Here is a 16,038-nt window from a genome sequence, read left to right as displayed (position 1 = left end):
GGAGTTTCGGGGCCTGAGGAGGCATGGACTACATTCCGTCCGTGAGTGCTCAGGCCCCTTCCGCTGTCATCCTCGTTCGTGCCGAGAAGTTCCTGCCCAACCCTGCGACGGCCGCCGACAACGCCTTCCAGCGTGACGTCCCCGCGGGACAGTCCGACGACGTCGTGTCGACGACCGCGCTGGCCGAGATGGACGCCTTGGCCGACGCCCTGCGGGCCGTCGGCGTCCGGGTCCACGTCTTCGCCGACGAGGACCACACCCGACCCGACAGCGTCTTCCCCAACAACTGGCTCTCGACCCATGCCGGTGGCTACGTCGCGGTCTACCCGATGTACGCCTCCAACCGTCGCCACGAGCGGCGCGCCGACGTGCTCGAGATGCTCAAGTCGGACTACCGCGTCCAGGCGATCGTCGACTACTCGGGGCTGGAGCCCGATGGGATCTTCCTCGAGGGGACCGGGGCCATGGTCCTCGACCACGTCTCCCGCGTCGCCTACACCGCACGCAGCCACCGTGCCGACATCGCCGTCCTCGAGCGCTTCTGCACCGACTTCGGCTACGAGCCGATGGCCTTCGACGCCGTCGACTCCGAGGGTGTCGCGGTCTACCACACCAACGTCATCGCCTGCATCGGCACCGACGTCGCCCTCATCGCCCTCGAGATGATCCCGGACGAGGTGCGCCGTGAGCAGGTCCGTGAGCGTCTCTCCGTCACCGGACGCACGATCGTCGAGCTCACCGAGCAGCAGATCCGTGAGTTCGCCGGCAACGCCGTCGAGCTCTGTGGACGCACCGACACGGGCAAGCGCCGCTACGTCATGGCGATGTCGGCCCGCGCCCGGCGCAGCCTGCGCTCCGACCAGGTCGCCGCGATCGAGGAGTCGTGCGAGATCGTCGCCGTCGACATCCCCACGATCGAGCTCGCCGGTGGATCGGTGCGCTGCATGATCGCCGGCGTCCACCTCGACCGCCGGCCCACGGCCGAGCCCGAGCCGACCGCCCTCGTCGAGGCCATCGACGAGACGGCCGAGACCATCGACGGCCAGGACCTCGTCGAGCAGGACTGAGCCGGGCCGGACCGCTCCTTCGTCGCGCCCGGACGGGTTCGGGGAGGCCGGCAGCGGTGGCGGACGGCATACGGAGGAAAGGGTGAGGGGCCGGAGGGAAATGTTCCCTCCGGCCCCTCAACGTTCCCTCATGGGGAGCGAAAGTGTCGGCCCAGTTGTCTGTGCCTTCGTCGACACCCGACACTGCAGGTTTGCTCAGATGTCGAAGTACATCTCGAACTCGTGCGGGTGCGGGCGGAAGCGGATCGGGTCGACCTCGTTCTTGCGCTTCCACTCGATCCAGGTGTCGATGAGGTCCTGGGTGAAGACGTCACCCTCGAGGAGGAACTCGTGGTCGGCCTCGAGCGCGTCGAGGACGGCGGGCAGGGAGCCGGGGACCTGCTCGATGGCGTCGTGCTCCTCGGGCGGCAGCTCGTAGAGGTCCTTGTCCACGGGCTCCGGGGGCTCGATGCGGTTGCGGATGCCGTCGAGGCCGGCCATGAGCTGCGCGGCGAATGCGAGGTAGGGGTTGCACGACGGATCCGGGATGCGGAACTCGATGCGCTTGGCCTTGGGCGAGTCGCCGGCGATCGGGATGCGCACGCAGGCGGAGCGGTTGCGCGCCGAGTAGACGAGGTTGACCGGGGCCTCGTAGCCGGGCACGAGGCGGTGGTACGAGTTCACCGTCGGGTTCGTGAACGCGAGGACGGCGGGGGCGTGCTTGAGGAGGCCACCGATGTACCAGCGGGCGATGTCGGAGAGGCCGCCGTAGCCGCGCTCGTCGTAGAAGAGCGGCTCGCCGTCCTTCCAGAGCGACTGGTGGGTGTGCATGCCCGAACCGTTGTCACCGAAGATCGGCTTCGGCATGAACGTCGCGGTCTTGCCGCCGGCCCACACCGTGTTCTTGACGACGTACTTGAACTTCATCATGTCGTCGCCGGACGCGAGGAGCGTGTCGAAGCGGTAGTTGATCTCCTGCTGGCCCGCGGTGCCGACCTCGTGGTGGCTGCGCTCGACCTTGATGCCGACGCGGTCGAGGTTGAGGCAGATGTTGTCGCGCACGTCGGCGAAGTGGTCGACCGGCGGGACGGGGAAGTAGCCACCCTTGTAGCGCGTCTTGTAGCCCTTGTTGCCACCCTCCTCCTCGCGACCGCTGTTCCAGGCGGCCTCGATGGAGTCGATGTAGTAGTACGAGGCGTTGGCCTTGGTCTCGAAGCGCACGTCGTCGAAGACGTAGAACTCGGCCTCGGCACCGAAGTAGGCGGTGTCCGCGATGCCGGTCGACGTGAGGTAGGCCTCGGCCTTGGCGGCGATGTTGCGCGGGTCGCGGCTGTAGGGCTCGTCGGTGAACGGGTCGACGATCGAGAAGTTCATGATGAGCGTCTTGTGCTCACGGAACGGGTCGAGGTAGGCCGACGACACGTCCGGGATGAGCTTCATGTCGGACTCGTGGATCGCCTGGAAGCCGCGGATCGAGGATCCGTCGAAGGCCTGGCCGTTGGTGAAGAAGTCCTCATCCACGCTCTCGGCCGGCACGTTGAAGTGCTGCATGACCCCGGGGAGGTCACAGAAACGGATGTCGACGAACTTGACGTCCTCGTCCTTGATGAACGACAGGACCTCGTCAGCGGAGCTGAACAAGTGGGGCCTCCTAGGCAAAGGGAACGGCGGGCGGTGCCCGGACATGTCGAGAACCCTAGAGGTGCGCGGTTTCTCGGCCATGACCCGAATGTTTCACCGGTGTTACACCCTGCCAGAGCCGCCACGGACCCGTTCGGGGCGTCCATGGTGGCGCCGCATACAGTCCTCGTGTGAGCACCGAAGAAGAGTCGTCGTATGCCGGCGAGCACCTTGGGCTCCCGGCCGCCGGACCCGGGTCGATGGCTCCGCTGTGGCGTCGCGCGCTCGGCCTGCTCGTCGACTGGGTTCTCGTCCAGGTGCTGGCGGGTGTGGCCTTCGGGGCCGAGCTGGGGGCCGGGGGAGTGCAGTCGTTCGTCCCGCTCGGGATCCTCGCCGTGCTCAACATCCTGTCGATCACGGCGTTCGCGGCGACACCCGGTCAGGCAATTGTCAGGCTCCAAGTGCTTCAGGTGAAGCCGGGCTCGTTCCCGCTGCAGGTCGTCGTCCGCACCCTGCTGCTCTGCCTCTTCGTCCCGGCCGTGCTCAGCGCGCGCGACGGGCGGGGCTTCCACGACGCCATCGCGGGCACCGTCATCGTCCGTCGCTGAGGCTCAGAGGGCGCGGGTGCCCGTCGCCGCGGTGAACCCGCCCAGCCCGATGTAGGTCAGGCCGATCGCGATCCGGCCCCTGGCCGAGCGCCGGGCCGAACCGGTGCGCTCGGCACGGCGTCGAGCCATCCGCGCCGACAGCGTCCCGGCGAGTGCGCCGTAGCTCGTGTCGAAGAAGGTGCCGATCCCGACGAACACCGCCCCGAGGACGAGGATCTGGACGGTCATCGAGCCACGGGCGGGGTCGAGGAACTGCGGGAAGAAGGCGAGGAAGAACAGCGCCACCTTGGGGTTGGCGATGCCGACGACGTACCCCTGCCGCCAGCTCGTCCAGTCGCTCTGCCGGGTGGGCGCCGACGCCGACGGCAGCGCCGCGGCAGGAGCGACGTCGCCGTTGCGGCGGCGGAGCACGCCGATGCCCAGCCACACGAGGTATCCGGCGCCGACGAAGCGCACGACCGACAGGGCCAGTGCCGACGTCGCGAGGACCGCCGTGAGCCCGAGCGCCGTCGCGACGACGAACGTCGCGGTCGCCGAGTCGACACCGAGTGCCGACATGACACCGACCCGGCGACCGCCGGCCACGCCCCGGGCGACCAAGAAGAGCATCGCCGGGCCGGGCAGCAGGATGAGCATCAGCGAGGCCCCGGCGAAGGCAGCGAGGGTGGGAGCGGACGGCATACGCCCATGGTGGACCCGGCCACCCCTGCGAGGCGAGAGGATTCCGGCAGGCGAGCGGTCAGGCCTACTTGCCGCGCATGGCCTTGCGGTCGACGCGGGCACGGGTCGGGTCCATGCCGGCGGGGACGCCGGTGCGCAGGCCGCCGAGCGACTTGAGCCGCTTGTTGACGACCGACGTCTCCTCCTTGGTGAGGACCGGACGCATGCGGCTGAGCTTGGAGCTGATCTTGCTGATCTTGACCTCGCCCTCGCCGTCACCAACGACCCAGAGGTGCACGGGCACGCCGGGGGCCACGCGGCCGACCTTCTTCTCCTCGGCCTTGAGCAGCTTCATGACCCGCTGCTTGGGGCCCTCGCCGATGAGGACGACGCCCGGTCGACCGAGGGCGCGGAAGACCATCGCAGAGCCGGAGAGGGCGCTCGGCTTGGACGCGCGGTTGGCGTCGATGGCGACGGGCTCGGTCGCGGCGTACCAGCCGCGACGACCCATGCTCTGGAGCGCGGCGCCGGCGGCGCCGGCCTGACCCTCGAGCATGCCGTACATGGCCTTGTTGCCACGACGGTTCATGACGAAGGTGGCGGCGAGGAGTGCGGCCGGGATCGCGATGAGGATGAGGTACCAGCGCCACAGGCCACCGAGCAGGAAGCCGATGCCGACGATGACGAGGAACGTCACGACCGCGGCCAGCAGCATGAACCACCCGATCTTCGGGTCGACCTGCTTGACGGCGCGGTAGCCCTGGCGGATCTCGGCGAACCGTCCGGGCTTCTTCTCTTCAGTGCTCTCTTTGGCCTTGGCCACGGGGTGCGTGCTCCTGCGTCAGTGGATGGCGCGCGGGAGCGCACCGGTGCGAGCGAGTTCTTCAGGGATCAGGATACGGCCCGCGCGGAGCGCGCCACCAGCGACGCGGCCTCCTGGCGGGCGGGGTCCCCGGCGGCCTGGGCGAGGTGCGACAGGTGCTCGGGGATCGGGCGGCCCCACTTCGTCATGGCGGTGGCCCAGAGACGACCGGCGCGGTAGGAGGAGCGCACGAGCGGGCCGGCCATGACGCCCTTGAAGCCCATGTCCTCGGCGACGGTGCTCCAGTGGACGAACTCCTCGGGCTTGACCCACCGGTCGATCGGGTGGTGCAGCTTCGAGGGGCGGAGGTACTGGGTGATCGTGAGGATGTCGCAGCCCGCGTCGTGGAGGTCGGCGATGGCCTGCTCGACCTCGTGGTCCTGCTCGCCCATCCCGAGGATGAGGTTGGACTTGGTCACGAGCTCGGCGTCGCGGGCCATCGACAGCACCTTGAGCGACTTCTCGTAGGTGAACGCCGGGCGGATCTGGCGGAAGATCCGCGGCACCGTCTCGAGGTTGTGCGCGAACACCTCGGGGCGGGCGTCGAAGACCTGGCCGACGAGCTCGGGCTTGGCGCCGAAGTCGGGCGGAAGGATCTCGACGCCGGTGTTGGGGTTGAGGGCGTGGATCTGGCGGATCGTCTCGGCGTACAGACCGGCGGCGCCGTCGGGCTGGTCGTCGCGGGCGACACCCGTCACGGTCGAGTAGCGCAGGCCCATCGACTGGACGGACTCGGCGACACGACGCGGCTCGTCGAGATCGAGCGCGGTCGGGCGGCCCGTGGCGATGTCGCAGAAGTCGCAGCGGCGGGTGCAGACGTCACCGCCGATGAGGAAGGTGGCTTCCTTGTCCTCCCAGCACTCGAAGATGTTGGGACAGCTGGCTTCCTGGCAGACGGTGTGGAGCCCCTCCTTCTTCACCATCGAGTGCAGCTGGGTGTACTCCGGGCCCATCTTGGCGGTGGTGCGGATCCACTCCGGCTTGCGCTCGATCGGGGTCTCGGCGTTGCGGGCCTCGACGCGCAGGAGACGACGTCCTTCGGGTGCGACAGTCACGCGCTCCAGAGTACGCCCGGGGTGAGACACACCCCACATCCGCCCGAGAGGACGGCCACCGCGGACGAGAGAGCGCGAGATGCCACGCTGCTCGAGCCCACGCGGCGTGTCGTGCCACCTCGACTCCCAGCGAGGGCTGCGGCCACACGCGGAGGTGGGCGAACGGCATACGCGCCGGCAGTGACCGGGACTCAGCCGAGGACGTCGGTGAGGTGCTTCTCGGCGTAGGGGAGGAGGTCCTGGACGGTGACCGTGCGGCCGGCCTCGCGGCTGATCGACGAGACGCCGGCGTCGGCGATGCCGCACGCGACGATGTTGTCGGCCCACGAGAGGTCGGCGTCGCAGTTGAGCGCGAAGCCGTGCATCGTCGTCCGGCGGCTCACCCGGACGCCGATGGCGCCGAGCTTGCGGTCCGGCCCACGGTCGTCCTCGAGGACCCAGACCCCGCTGCGGCCCTCGACACGGACGGTCTCGACACCGAACTCGCGCGTCATCCGCATCATCGCCTCCTCGAGGCGGCGGACGTGAGCGACGACGTCGATGGGCACCTCGGGCAGGCGCACGATCGGGTATCCGACGAGCTGACCGGGCCCATGCCACGTGATGAGGCCACCGCGGTCGACATCGACGACGGGGGTGCCGTCGAAGGGACGCTGCTCGGGCAGGGTGCGCTTGCCGGCGGTGTAGACGGCGGCGTGCTCGAGGAGCAGCGTCGTGTCGGGCTCGCGCTCCTCGGCGACGGCGGCGTGCACCTCGCGCTGGCGCTCCCAGCCGTCGGAGTAGTCGACGAAGTCAGGAGCGAAGCCCAAGTGCACGAAACGCATGACCCCACCGTATGCCGTCCCACGCAGAGCCCGGGGCCCGGGCGAACCTTCCGTCTCGCCTCCCCGGCCAAGGTCGGGCACCTAGGGTGAGGCGGGTGACGCACCACAGGGGACAGCATCGGGCGCGCCTGCCTCGCCGGGTGATGTTCGGCGCCCTCGTCGTGCTGCTCTGCTGGCTGGCCGTGGGGGCGATCGGTGGTCCCGCCACCGGGCGCCTGTCCGAGGTGCAGAAGAACGACAACGCCTCCTTCCTGCCCACCGACGCCGAGTCGACGGCGGTGCTCGAGGCGGTGAGCCGGTTCAGCGACGAGGACGAGATCCCACTCTTCCTCGTCGCCGAGGGGCGCGACGGTGGCGAGCTCGACGAGCGCGACGGGTTCGCCCTGCTCCAGCTCGGCCGCGAGCTGCCGTCTCTGCCCCTGCCGGGGCTCGACAGGACGCTCGGGGACTACATCGTCGACGGCGCGCAGATCGTCCCGGTGCCCAGCGAGGACCGCAGGGCCGCACTGCTCATCGTGCCGCTCACCGAGGCGGCGGTCTCCGACGTCGTCGACGGCGAGGCCCCGATCGTCTCGGCGACCGAGGAGCTGCGGGTCAAGGCCCGGGTGTCGCTCAGTGGCACCGGGCTCACGACGAGCGTCGGAGGGCCGGGTGGCCTCGTCGCCGACTTCTCGGCGGCGTTCGCCGGCATCGACGGGGTTCTGCTGCTCGTCGCGCTCGTCGTCGTCCTCGTCATCCTGCTCGTCGTCTACCGCAGCCCGATCCTGCCCATTGCCGTACTGCTCAGCGCGGTGTTCGGGCTGAGCCTCGCGGTGCTCGTCATCCGACCGCTCGCCGAGAACGGCACGATCGAGCTGTCCGGGCAGTCGCAGGGGATCATGTTCATCCTCGTCGTCGGCGCCGCCACCGACTACGCCCTGCTCCTCGTGAGCCGCTTCCGCGAGGAGCTGCACGAGCACGACAGCACCTGGGTGGCGCTGCGCCGGGCGTGGCGGGGCTCGGTCGAGCCGATCGCCGCGAGCGCGGCCACGGTCATCCTCGGGCTGCTCTGCCTCATGCTCGCGTCGCTGCGCAACACCGCCGGGCTCGGGCCGGTGGGCGCGTTCGGGGTCGCCGGTGCGCTGCTCGCGTCACTGACGTTCCTGCCCGCGGTGCTGCTGCTCTTCGGCCGGAAGGCGTTCTGGCCGTTCGCCCCTCGCGTCGACCACCACCACGCGGAGGACGCCGTCGGGACGCGCTCGTTGTGGGGTCGCGTCTCGGGGCTCGTCGGTCGTCACCCCCGCCGCACGTGGGTGGTCACCCTCGCGGTGCTGCTCGCCGCCGCGGCGTTCGCGCCGACGTTCAAGGCCTCCGGTGTCACCATCAAGGACACGTTCCTCGTGGCCACCGACTCGGTCGACGCGCAGGAGGCGATCGAGCGACACTTCGCCGCCGGAGCCGGCAGCCCGGTGCAGGTCGTCGTTCCCGAGGACCGTGCCGAGTCGGTGCGCTCGGCCCTCGACGCGGACCCCGGGGTCGAGTCGGCCTACATCGGGCTCACGCCACCGGTGCCCGGACAACCCGCACCGGAGGCGGCACCTGTCGACGGCCTCCAGCTCGTGCAGGGCACCTCGACCGGTGCGGCCGACAGCGCCGAGGCGGAGGAGACCGTCCGGCGGTTGCGGACCTCGCTCGACGCCATCAGCCCGGACGCCCTCGTCGGCGGCCAGGCGGCGATCAACCTCGACGTCCTCGAGGCGAGCGGCCGCGACCTGCGCGTCATCGTGCCCTCGATCCTCGTCGTGATCTTCCTCGTCCTCTGCCTGCTGCTCCGCTCGTTCGTCGCCCCGCTGCTGCTCGTCGTCGCCAACGTCGTGTCGTTCGCAGCCACGATCGGGGTGTCGGCGCTCGTCTTCGACCACGTCCTCGGGTTCGGTAGGAGCGACCCCGCGATCCCGCTCTACGGATTCGTCTTCCTCGTGGCGCTGGGCATCGACTACTCGATCTTCCTCATGACCCGCGTGCGCGAGGAGTCGGTGCACCGCGGAACCCGACCCGGGATCCTCGTCGGGCTCGCGGTCACCGGCGGCGTCATCACGAGCGCGGGCATCGTCCTCGCGGCGACCTTCTCGTCGCTCACCGTGCTTCCGCTCGTCTTCCTCGTGCAGGTGGCGTTCATCGTCGCCTTCGGCGTCATCCTCGACACCTTCGTCGTCCGCAGCCTGCTCGTCCCCGCGCTGGCCCACGACCTCGGCCCGAAGGTGTGGTGGCCGGCCCGGCTCGCAGGGGACCGCGAGGGCGCGGACACGACGGACCGGGTCGAGGAGACCGCTGACACCGTCGCCCACTAGTGTCCGGGAGATGGTGAGAGTCGGACTGGCAGGGTACGCATCGGCGGGGCGCGGGATCCACGCGCCGCTCATCCGGGACGCGGGCCTCGAGCTCGCCGCGGTGGCCACGTCCAACCCGGACCGCCGGGCCGAGGTCGCCACAGACTTCCCGGACGCCCTCGTCGTCGACGACCTCGACGCACTCCTGGAGGTCGAGGGTCTCGACGTCGTCGTGCTCGCGACCCCGAGCGGCAGCCACGTCGAGCACGCCGAAAAGGTCATCGCGGCCGGCATCCCCGTCGTCGTCGACAAGCCGCTCGCGGTCGACGCCGACGACGCCCTCGGGCTCGTCGACGCCGCCGCCCACGCCGGGGTGCCGCTCACGGTGTTCCAGAACCGACGCTACGACCCGCAGTTCACGACGCTGGCGACTGTGGTCACCGATCGCCTTGCGGGAGAGCCGTTCCGGTGCGAGCTGCGCTGGGAGCGGTGGCGTCCGGTCGCCAAGGACCGCTGGCGCGAGAACGCCCCGCCGACCGAGGGCGGCGGCATCCTGCTCGACCTCCACTCGCACCTCGTCGACATGGCCGTGCAGCTGTTCGGCCCGGTCGAGACGGTGTTCGCGACGGTCGAGTCGCACACGACCCCCGCCGAGGACGACGCCTTCCTCGTATGCCGTCACGAGACGGGCGTGACGTCGCACCTGGGCGCCACGTCGGTCGCCGGCGCGCCCGGTCCGCGCGTGCGACTGCTCGGGCGGGACGCGGCATACGTCCAGAACGAGTTCGAGAACGACGTCAACGTCTTCCCCGACACCGCCGACGCCGACGACGAGCACTGCGGCTGGCTCTACCGCGCCGACGAGCGCGAGCCGGTGTCGACGACCGCGTCGACCCAGGTCGACTTCTACCGCGCGGTCGGGGAGGCGCTGACCGCCGAGGACGTGCAGGCGGCGATGCCGGTCGACCCGGCCGACGCCGTGCACACCCTCGCCGTCATCGACGCCGCTCGGACGAGCGCCGAGGACGGCCGGGTCGTCGAGGTCCTCACGCCGGGGACCCGCCCGCGCGCCGAGGAGGCGTGACATGTACGACGACCCCAAGGCCGTCCTGCTGCGCTACCTCTCGGTCGCTCGCACCGCCGTCCGCTGGAAGGTGGACGGGCTCTCGGAGCACGACGTCCGGCGCCCGATGACACCGACGGGGACCAACCTGCTCGGCGTCGTCAAGCATCTCGCCGCGATGGAGGCGGGCTACTTCGGGGACTGCCTCGGCCGGCCGATGAGCGACCTGCCCGACTGGTACGCCGCGCTGATGGACGACACCCTCGAGGACAACGGTGACATGTGGGCGTCCGCCGACGAGTCGCGCGACTCGATCCTCGACCTCTACACCAGGGCAGCTGCGCATGCCGACGCGGTGCTCGCCGATCTCGACCTCGACGCCACCGGCACCGTGTCGTGGTGGGGCGAGAGCGGCGAGACCGTGCCGGTGCAGGTGCTCCTCGTGCACATGATCGCCGAGACCAACCGGCACGCCGGGCAGATGGACATCGTCCGTGAGCTCGTCGACGGCGCGACCGGCATGCGGGCCGAGGCGCCCAACCTGCCGAAGCAGGACGAGGCCTGGTGGGCGGTGTACCGGGAGCGGCTCCAGGCGACTGCCGACCGCTTCCGCTGAGCGAGGGTCCCGCTCAGGGGTTGCGCAGGCGACGCGGCTCGATCCGCTCCTCGACGGCCGCGTCGCCGTCCCGGGTGACGACGTAGGCGCCCTTGCCGTCACGCTCCGAGACCGCCTCGACGAGCTCGGTGCCGTGGTAGACGAGGCCGACCCCGTCGTCCGTGCAGTGGGTGTCCGGCAGTGTGCCGTTGGCGACGAGCTCGTGGACGAGCGGCCGGCGGCGTGCCTCGGAGTCGTAGTGGACGCCGTTGCCGTAGGGCAGGAGGGCCAGCCCGTTGGTGACCGCGCGCAGCTCGGGGCCGAAGGAGTCGGTGGTGCCGCCGGCATACCAGCAGATCGAGCCGGCGGACACGCCCGAGAGGACGACACCGGCCTCCCACGCGGCGCGCATCGCGGGGCCGAGGTCGTGCACCTCCCAGACGGCGAGGAGGTTGGCGACCGAGCCGCCGTTGACCCAGACGACGTCCTGCTCGAGGAGGTATCCGGCCACGTCGTCCACGTTGGGCATCGGGAACAGGTCGAGCGTCGAGATGTCGAAGCCGGCCACGCGGCCGGCCTGGTGGACGTGGTCGTTGAAGAACCGCTGGTCGCCGCTCGCGGTGCCCAGGAAGGACACCTTCGGGCGGCCCTGCACGCCGGAGAGCTCGACGGCGTGGTGCACCAGCGCGTCGAACTCGAGGTAGGTGCGGTTCGCGGGGCGGTAGCCACCTGACGTGGCGAGGATCGTGGGCTGCGGTGCTGGCATGCGGTGACCCTAGCCGGGCCTGTGGAAAAGCTCGCGGCCGTTTCCGCCGTCTGGGGGACCGTGGGCCCATGGAGACCTCGGAGCGCACCAGCACGACCGGGTATGCCGGTCGCCACCGGATCGTGGACCACGCTGCTCCCAGCCTGCCGGGCTACGAGGTCGTGGAGCCCATCGCTGAGGGCGGCTCGGGCACGGTGTGGTCGGCGACCGCGCCGGACGGGTCGGCGGTGGCGGTCAAGGTCGTGTCCGCCGTCGATTCCGACGACGCCCTCGTCGAGCTCGCGGTGCTCGGGCGTCTGCGCGACCCGCACCTCGTGCGACTCCACAAGGCACTGACGCTGCCCACCGGCGAGGTCGCGCTCGTCCTCGACCATCTCGCGGGCGGCACGCTCGGCTCGGTCGTCCGGACACGGGGGCACCTCGCTCCGGGCGAGCTCGTCACCGTGGTGAGCCCGGTGGCGTCCACCCTGGCCCGTCTCCACGGCCTCGGTGTCGTGCACGGCGACCTGTCGCCGGACAACGTCCTGCTCGACCTCGACGGCCGGCCCTTCGTGGCCGACCTCGGAGTCGCCCGCATCGTCGGGGCCGATCCCACCGAGCTGCGCGGCACCGAGGGCTTCGTCGCACCCGAGGTCCTGGCCGGCGGGCTGCACACCGCCGCTGCCGATGTCCATGCCCTGGGTGCGCTTGCGTGGTTCTGCCTGACCGGTGAGGCGCCCGGTCCCGCCGTCGTGCGGGGGCGGCTCACCGAGCGGGTGCCGGGGCTGCCCGAAGGGTTGGTGGAGAGCATCGAGCAGGCCCTGCGCTCCCGGCCCGAGGAGCGGCCCGACGCCGACGCCCTCGCGCTGGCGATCTTCGAGAGTGCTCCGGCACAGCCGCTGGTCCTGGCGTCGGGGAGTGACGACGTGGGGCTGCTCACCCGTCGGATCCGCGCGGCCGCGCGGTCGGGGGACGCGCCGTCGTCGGAGCAGCCGGGGGTCGCGCACGGCTCGCGCCGCGTCCCGGGGTGGCTCGGCGCCGGTCTCGACGGCATCCGCCGGACCAGGCCACGTGCGGGAGGAGGTGTCGTGTCAGTCAGCCGTCGTCTCGTCGATGTCGGACGCGTCGTCCTTCCCTGGGTCGCCGTGGCGGCGGTCGTGGCCGCCACGGTCCTCGGTGCGCTCTCGTGGCTCGGGACTCGCGACGACGCCCGGGCGTCGACCGCGTCGGCTGAGCGTGGGTCGGTCCCGGAGGGGGTGTCCATGGAGGCGTCGCAGGACACGAGCGCGTCAGCCCCGGGCGACGCCCGCCTCGACGCAGACGCACCTCGACGCGATGCCGTGAAGCTCGTGCAGGCCCTCGCCGACGCGAGGGCGCAGGCGTGGGCGTCCGGTCTCGCGGCCCGGCTCGTCGAGGTCGACGCTGCCCGGTCCCCGGCGCTGGCGCGTGACACCGAGGTGCTCGCCGGGGTGCAGCGCGAGCGCCAGCGCTACGTCGGTCTGACCTTCACCGTGCGTGAGGCCGTAGTCGTGGGCGCCTCCTCCGCCGAGGCGGCAGGGGGCCCGGCGACGACGGGCGCCAGGAGGGGCACCACGGGGGAGCGGGTGACCGTCCGCGCCCGGATCGACACCGGCGCCCACGTCGTGCGTGGGCCCTCGGGCGCCGTGCCGCGACCAGCGGTCCCGGCCGCCCCGGTGCTCCTCGATCTCGTCCGCACGGGCTCGGGGTGGCGGGTGCACGACGTCCGTGCGGTCTAGGACCCGTCCGCGAGCAGCCACCGGATCGCGTCCGGCAACGTCGCGTGCGCGTGCTCGAAGCCACTGTCGAGCAGCCGCTGGGGGAGAGCGCGCTGGCTCGAGGTGATGTCGGTCGCCATCTCGCCGAGGACGGCACGCAACGCGAAGGAGGGCGCGGGCAGCACCGTCGGGCGGTGCAGCTGCCGGCCCATCTCGGCGACGATCTCCCGCTGCTGAGCCGGGTCGGGACCGGTGAGGTTGACCGGGCCCTCGAGACGCTGGTCGAGGACGTGGAGGATCGCGCGCACCTCGTCGACGAGCGTGATCCACGGCCAGTAGTGGCGCCCGTTGCCCAACGGCCCGCCGAGCCCGAGCTTGGTGAGCAGGAGCAGCGGCTTGAAGGCGTCGCCCTGAGCCGCGAGCACGATCCCGGTGCGCAGGCAGGCGACGGGGGCGCCGGCCGCGCGTGCCGGCTCGGTCGCGCCCTCCCACGCGCGCACCAGGTCGCTGAGGAAGCCGGAGCCGCCCTCGCTGTCCTCGGTGAGCACCTCGTCGCCGCGGTCGCCGTAGTAGCCGACGGCGGAGCCGTTGACGAGGTGGATCTGGCGACCCGTGTCCGCGATGGCCTCGGCGAGCGCGGTCGTGCCGTCGGTGCGCGACGAGATGAGCTCGGCCTTGAACGCCGGCGACCAGCGCCTGTCACCCAGGCTCACCCCGGCGACGTTGACGACCGCGTCGACGCCGTCGAGGACGGCCGGGTCGAGGTGGCGCGAGGCGGGGTCCCACTGGACCTCCGAGGAGTGCTCGGACGGCCGGCGCACGAGCCGCACGACGTCGTCGCCCCGCTCGCGCAGCGAACGACACAGCGCACCGCCGATCAGGCCGGAGGAGCCGGCGACGGCGATGCGCTGTGCCATGGGACTCAGAGACCGAGGTCGGCCTCGAAGGCACCTTCCTCGAGGCGTTCCTTGACCGTGGTGAGGAACCGCGCGGCGTCCGCGCCGTCGACGATCCGGTGGTCGTAGGAGAGTGCCAGGTAGACCATCGAGCGGATGGCGATCGTCTCGCCACCGTCGTTGTCCTTCACCACGACCGGACGCTTGACGACGGCGCCGGTGCCGAGGATCGCGACCTGCGGCTGGTTGATGATCGGGGTGTCGAAGAGCGCTCCACGCGACCCGGTGTTGGTGATCGTGAAGGTCCCACCGGCCAGGTCGTCGGGGGTGATCTTGTTGGTGCGGGTGCGCTCGGCGAGGTCGGCGATGTTGCGCGAGAGGCCGGCGATGTTGAGGTCACCGGCGTTCTTGACGACAGGGACCAGCAGGCCCTTGTCGGTGTCGACGGCCATGCCGACGTTCTCGCTGCCGTGGTAGATGACGTTGTCATCCTCGATGCTCGCGTTGACCGTGGGGTGGACCTTGAGCGCCTCGATGGCGGCCAGCGTGAAGAAGGGCAGGAAGCTGAGCTTGGTGCCCTCGCGGCGAGCGAAGTCTCCCTTGGCCCGGTCGCGCAGGCGCGCGATCTTCGTGACGTCCACCTCGACGACCGTCGTGAGCTGCGCCGACGTCTGCAGCGACTCGACCATCCGCTTGGCGATCACCTTGCGCAGGCGGGTCATCGGCTGGGTCGTGCCCCGCAGGTCGCTCTCCGGTGCGGCGGCCTTGGAGCCGGACGACTGCGCCGGCGCAGCAGCGGCCGGAGCGGGTGCGGCCGGTGCCTGCGCCGGGGCCTTGGCGGCCTCCGCGGCGGCGAGGACGTCCTGCTTGCGGATACGGCCGCCGACGCCGGTGCCCTTGACGCTACCGAGGTCGATGTTGTTCTCGGAGGCGATCTTGCGCACGAGCGGGGTGACGTAGGCGGAGGCGTCCTGGGCGTCGCCGTCCGAGGACGCTGCCGGGGCGGTGGACTGCGCAGCGGGCGCGGCGGCTTGGGCGACCTCACCCTCGGACGCGGCCGGCTCGTCGGGTGCGGCCGGCTGCTGGGCCGGGGCCTTCGACGTCTGCTCGGCGGGGGCCTCCTGCTTCGGCTCGTCCTGCTTCGGCTCCTCCTGCTGGGGGGCCTCCTGCTTCGGCTCGTCCTGCTTCGGCTCCTCCTGCTTCGGCGCCTCCTGCTGGGGCTCGGCGGGAGCCTCGGCAGGCGCGGACTCGGCTGCCGGGGCGGGCTGCGAGCCACCGTCGCCGCCACCGACGACGGCGAGGTCAGCGCCGACCGGGACCGTCTCGTCCTCCTGGACGAGGATCTTGCTCAGGGTGCCGGCGACCGGCGAGGGGATCTCGGTGTCGACCTTGTCGGTCGAGACCTCGAGGAGGGGCTCGTCGACGGCGACCTCGTCGCCCTCGGCCTTGAGCCAACGAGTGATCGTGCCCTCGGTGACGGACTCGCCCAGGGCGGGCATCGTCACGGTCGTGCCACCGCCACCGCCACCGGAGGAGGCGGACCCAGTCTCGGACGTCGCCGGTGCGGACTCCTCGGTGTTCGGGGTCGCAGGCTCCTGGCCGCCCTCGTCGCCGGCAGCGGCGACCTCGTCCTGCTGCTGGGGGGAGTCGACGGCGTCGCCGTCGCCGGGCTGGCCCGAGCTGTCCTCGCTCGCGGGCGCAGCCTCGGCCGGGGCCTCACTGGCCTGCTCGGCCGGCTGCTCGGCCGGGGCGCTGGAGTCGCCACCGCCCGCAGCGCCGTCACCGATGACGGCGAGGTCGGCGCCGACGGCGACCGTCTCGTCCTCCTCGGCGAGGATCTCCTGGAGCGTGCCCGCGACGGGCGAGGGGATTTCGGTGTCGACCTTGTCGGTCGAGACCTCGAGCAACGGCTCGTCGACCTCGACCTGGTCACCGACGTTCTTGAGCCACCGGGTGACGGTGCCCTCGGTCACGGACTCGCCGAGGGCGGGCATGGTCACACGTTCGGACATGGTGTCT

Annotated in this window: 14 protein-coding genes; 6 read left to right on the top strand and 8 right to left on the bottom strand. The window is 71.3% G+C overall.

Features of this window, described 5'->3' with window-relative positions:
- The first annotated feature begins 41 nt into the window (after nt 1-41).
- Complete coding sequence (gene ctlX, locus ACSQ11_RS16070) at nt 42-1,067, top strand: citrulline utilization hydrolase CtlX (RefSeq protein WP_436007337.1); 1,026 nt, start codon at nt 42-44, stop codon at nt 1,065-1,067.
- A 195-nt stretch (nt 1,068-1,262) separates the two neighbouring features.
- Here the strand turns inward: ctlX and glnA are convergent, their stop codons facing one another.
- The gene (glnA, locus tag ACSQ11_RS16065) at nt 1,263-2,687 is read right to left on the bottom strand and encodes a type I glutamate--ammonia ligase (RefSeq protein ID WP_436007335.1); all 1,425 of its coding nucleotides are present in this window, start codon (nt 2,685-2,687) and stop codon (nt 1,263-1,265) included.
- A 170-nt stretch (nt 2,688-2,857) separates the two neighbouring features.
- Here glnA and ACSQ11_RS16060 point away from each other — a divergent pair, with 170 nt between their 5' ends.
- Nucleotides 2,858-3,274 (top strand): RDD family protein, encoded by a 417-nt coding sequence (locus tag ACSQ11_RS16060; protein WP_436007333.1) that lies wholly within the window; start codon nt 2,858-2,860, stop codon nt 3,272-3,274.
- Between the two features lie 3 nt (nt 3,275-3,277).
- On the opposite strand, the gene ACSQ11_RS16055 is transcribed toward ACSQ11_RS16060, so the two are convergent.
- The 4 genes from ACSQ11_RS16055 to lipB all read right to left on the bottom strand — a co-directional run bounded on the left by ACSQ11_RS16055 (nt 3,278) and on the right by lipB (nt 6,675).
- Nucleotides 3,278-3,955 (bottom strand): LysE family translocator, encoded by a 678-nt coding sequence (locus ACSQ11_RS16055; protein ID WP_436007331.1) that lies wholly within the window; start codon nt 3,953-3,955, stop codon nt 3,278-3,280.
- 64 nt (nt 3,956-4,019) lie between these two features.
- Nucleotides 4,020-4,757, bottom strand: a complete 738-nt coding sequence (locus ACSQ11_RS16050; protein ID WP_436007329.1) for a DUF4191 domain-containing protein — start codon at nt 4,755-4,757, stop codon at nt 4,020-4,022.
- A 68-nt stretch (nt 4,758-4,825) separates the two neighbouring features.
- Entirely contained in the window at nt 4,826-5,851 is a 1,026-nt protein-coding gene (lipA, locus tag ACSQ11_RS16045; RefSeq protein WP_436007327.1) for a lipoyl synthase, read from the bottom strand.
- A 191-nt stretch (nt 5,852-6,042) separates the two neighbouring features.
- Nucleotides 6,043-6,675: a lipoyl(octanoyl) transferase LipB gene (lipB, locus tag ACSQ11_RS16040; protein WP_436007325.1), complete on the bottom strand. Its 633-nt coding sequence runs from the start codon at nt 6,673-6,675 to the stop codon at nt 6,043-6,045.
- A 95-nt stretch (nt 6,676-6,770) separates the two neighbouring features.
- Between lipB and ACSQ11_RS16035 the strand changes: the two genes are divergently transcribed.
- The 3 genes from ACSQ11_RS16035 to ACSQ11_RS16025 are packed head-to-tail and all read left to right on the top strand — an operon-like array spanning nt 6,771 to nt 10,663.
- Nucleotides 6,771-9,005, top strand: a complete 2,235-nt coding sequence (locus ACSQ11_RS16035; protein WP_436007323.1) for an MMPL family transporter — start codon at nt 6,771-6,773, stop codon at nt 9,003-9,005.
- Nucleotides 9,006-9,015: 10 nt separating this feature from the next.
- Nucleotides 9,016-10,068 (top strand): Gfo/Idh/MocA family protein, encoded by a 1,053-nt coding sequence (locus ACSQ11_RS16030; protein WP_436007321.1) that lies wholly within the window; start codon nt 9,016-9,018, stop codon nt 10,066-10,068.
- A 1-nt stretch (nt 10,069) separates the two neighbouring features.
- Nucleotides 10,070-10,663: a DinB family protein gene (locus ACSQ11_RS16025; RefSeq protein ID WP_436007319.1), complete on the top strand. Its 594-nt coding sequence runs from the start codon at nt 10,070-10,072 to the stop codon at nt 10,661-10,663.
- Nucleotides 10,664-10,676: 13 nt separating this feature from the next.
- On the opposite strand, the gene ACSQ11_RS16020 is transcribed toward ACSQ11_RS16025, so the two are convergent.
- Nucleotides 10,677-11,408: a Type 1 glutamine amidotransferase-like domain-containing protein gene (locus ACSQ11_RS16020; protein ID WP_436007317.1), complete on the bottom strand. Its 732-nt coding sequence runs from the start codon at nt 11,406-11,408 to the stop codon at nt 10,677-10,679.
- A 68-nt stretch (nt 11,409-11,476) separates the two neighbouring features.
- Here ACSQ11_RS16020 and ACSQ11_RS16015 point away from each other — a divergent pair, with 68 nt between their 5' ends.
- Nucleotides 11,477-13,144 (top strand): serine/threonine protein kinase, encoded by a 1,668-nt coding sequence (locus ACSQ11_RS16015; protein ID WP_436007315.1) that lies wholly within the window; start codon nt 11,477-11,479, stop codon nt 13,142-13,144.
- Here the strand turns inward: ACSQ11_RS16015 and ACSQ11_RS16010 are convergent.
- Both ACSQ11_RS16010 and sucB read right to left on the bottom strand, forming a co-directional pair.
- A complete protein-coding gene (locus ACSQ11_RS16010) occupies nt 13,141-14,040 on the bottom strand; it encodes a TIGR01777 family oxidoreductase (protein ID WP_436007313.1) in 900 nt (299 codons plus the stop codon). The two genes, ACSQ11_RS16015 and ACSQ11_RS16010, sit on opposite strands and share 4 nt — an antisense overlap.
- Nucleotides 14,041-14,045: 5 nt before the next feature.
- Nucleotides 14,046-16,031: a 2-oxoglutarate dehydrogenase, E2 component, dihydrolipoamide succinyltransferase gene (sucB, locus tag ACSQ11_RS16005; protein WP_436007311.1), complete on the bottom strand. Its 1,986-nt coding sequence runs from the start codon at nt 16,029-16,031 to the stop codon at nt 14,046-14,048.
- Nucleotides 16,032-16,038: the final 7 nt, after the last annotated feature.

The sequence above is a fragment of the Knoellia sp. LjRoot47 genome, from assembly GCF_964253435.1.
Taxonomy (GTDB): Bacteria; Actinomycetota; Actinomycetes; order Actinomycetales; family Dermatophilaceae; genus Knoellia.
The sequence above is the reverse complement of the archived record's forward strand: the minus strand, read 5'-3'. Positions and strand labels throughout refer to the sequence as shown.

Coding starts and splice junctions, on each gene's coding strand:
- ACSQ11_RS16055 (WP_436007331.1), bottom strand. CDS start 3,955: ATGCCGTCCGCTCCCACCCTCGCTGCCTTCGCCGGGGCCTCGCTGATG.
- lipB (WP_436007325.1), bottom strand. CDS start 6,675: ATGCGTTTCGTGCACTTGGGCTTCGCTCCTGACTTCGTCGACTACTCC.
- ACSQ11_RS16030 (WP_436007321.1), top strand. CDS start 9,016: ATGGTGAGAGTCGGACTGGCAGGGTACGCATCGGCGGGGCGCGGGATC.
- ACSQ11_RS16025 (WP_436007319.1), top strand. CDS start 10,070: ATGTACGACGACCCCAAGGCCGTCCTGCTGCGCTACCTCTCGGTCGCT.
- ACSQ11_RS16020 (WP_436007317.1), bottom strand. CDS start 11,408: ATGCCAGCACCGCAGCCCACGATCCTCGCCACGTCAGGTGGCTACCGC.
- ACSQ11_RS16015 (WP_436007315.1), top strand. CDS start 11,477: ATGGAGACCTCGGAGCGCACCAGCACGACCGGGTATGCCGGTCGCCAC.
- ACSQ11_RS16010 (WP_436007313.1), bottom strand. CDS start 14,040: ATGGCACAGCGCATCGCCGTCGCCGGCTCCTCCGGCCTGATCGGCGGT.
- sucB (WP_436007311.1), bottom strand. CDS start 16,031: ATGTCCGAACGTGTGACCATGCCCGCCCTCGGCGAGTCCGTGACCGAG.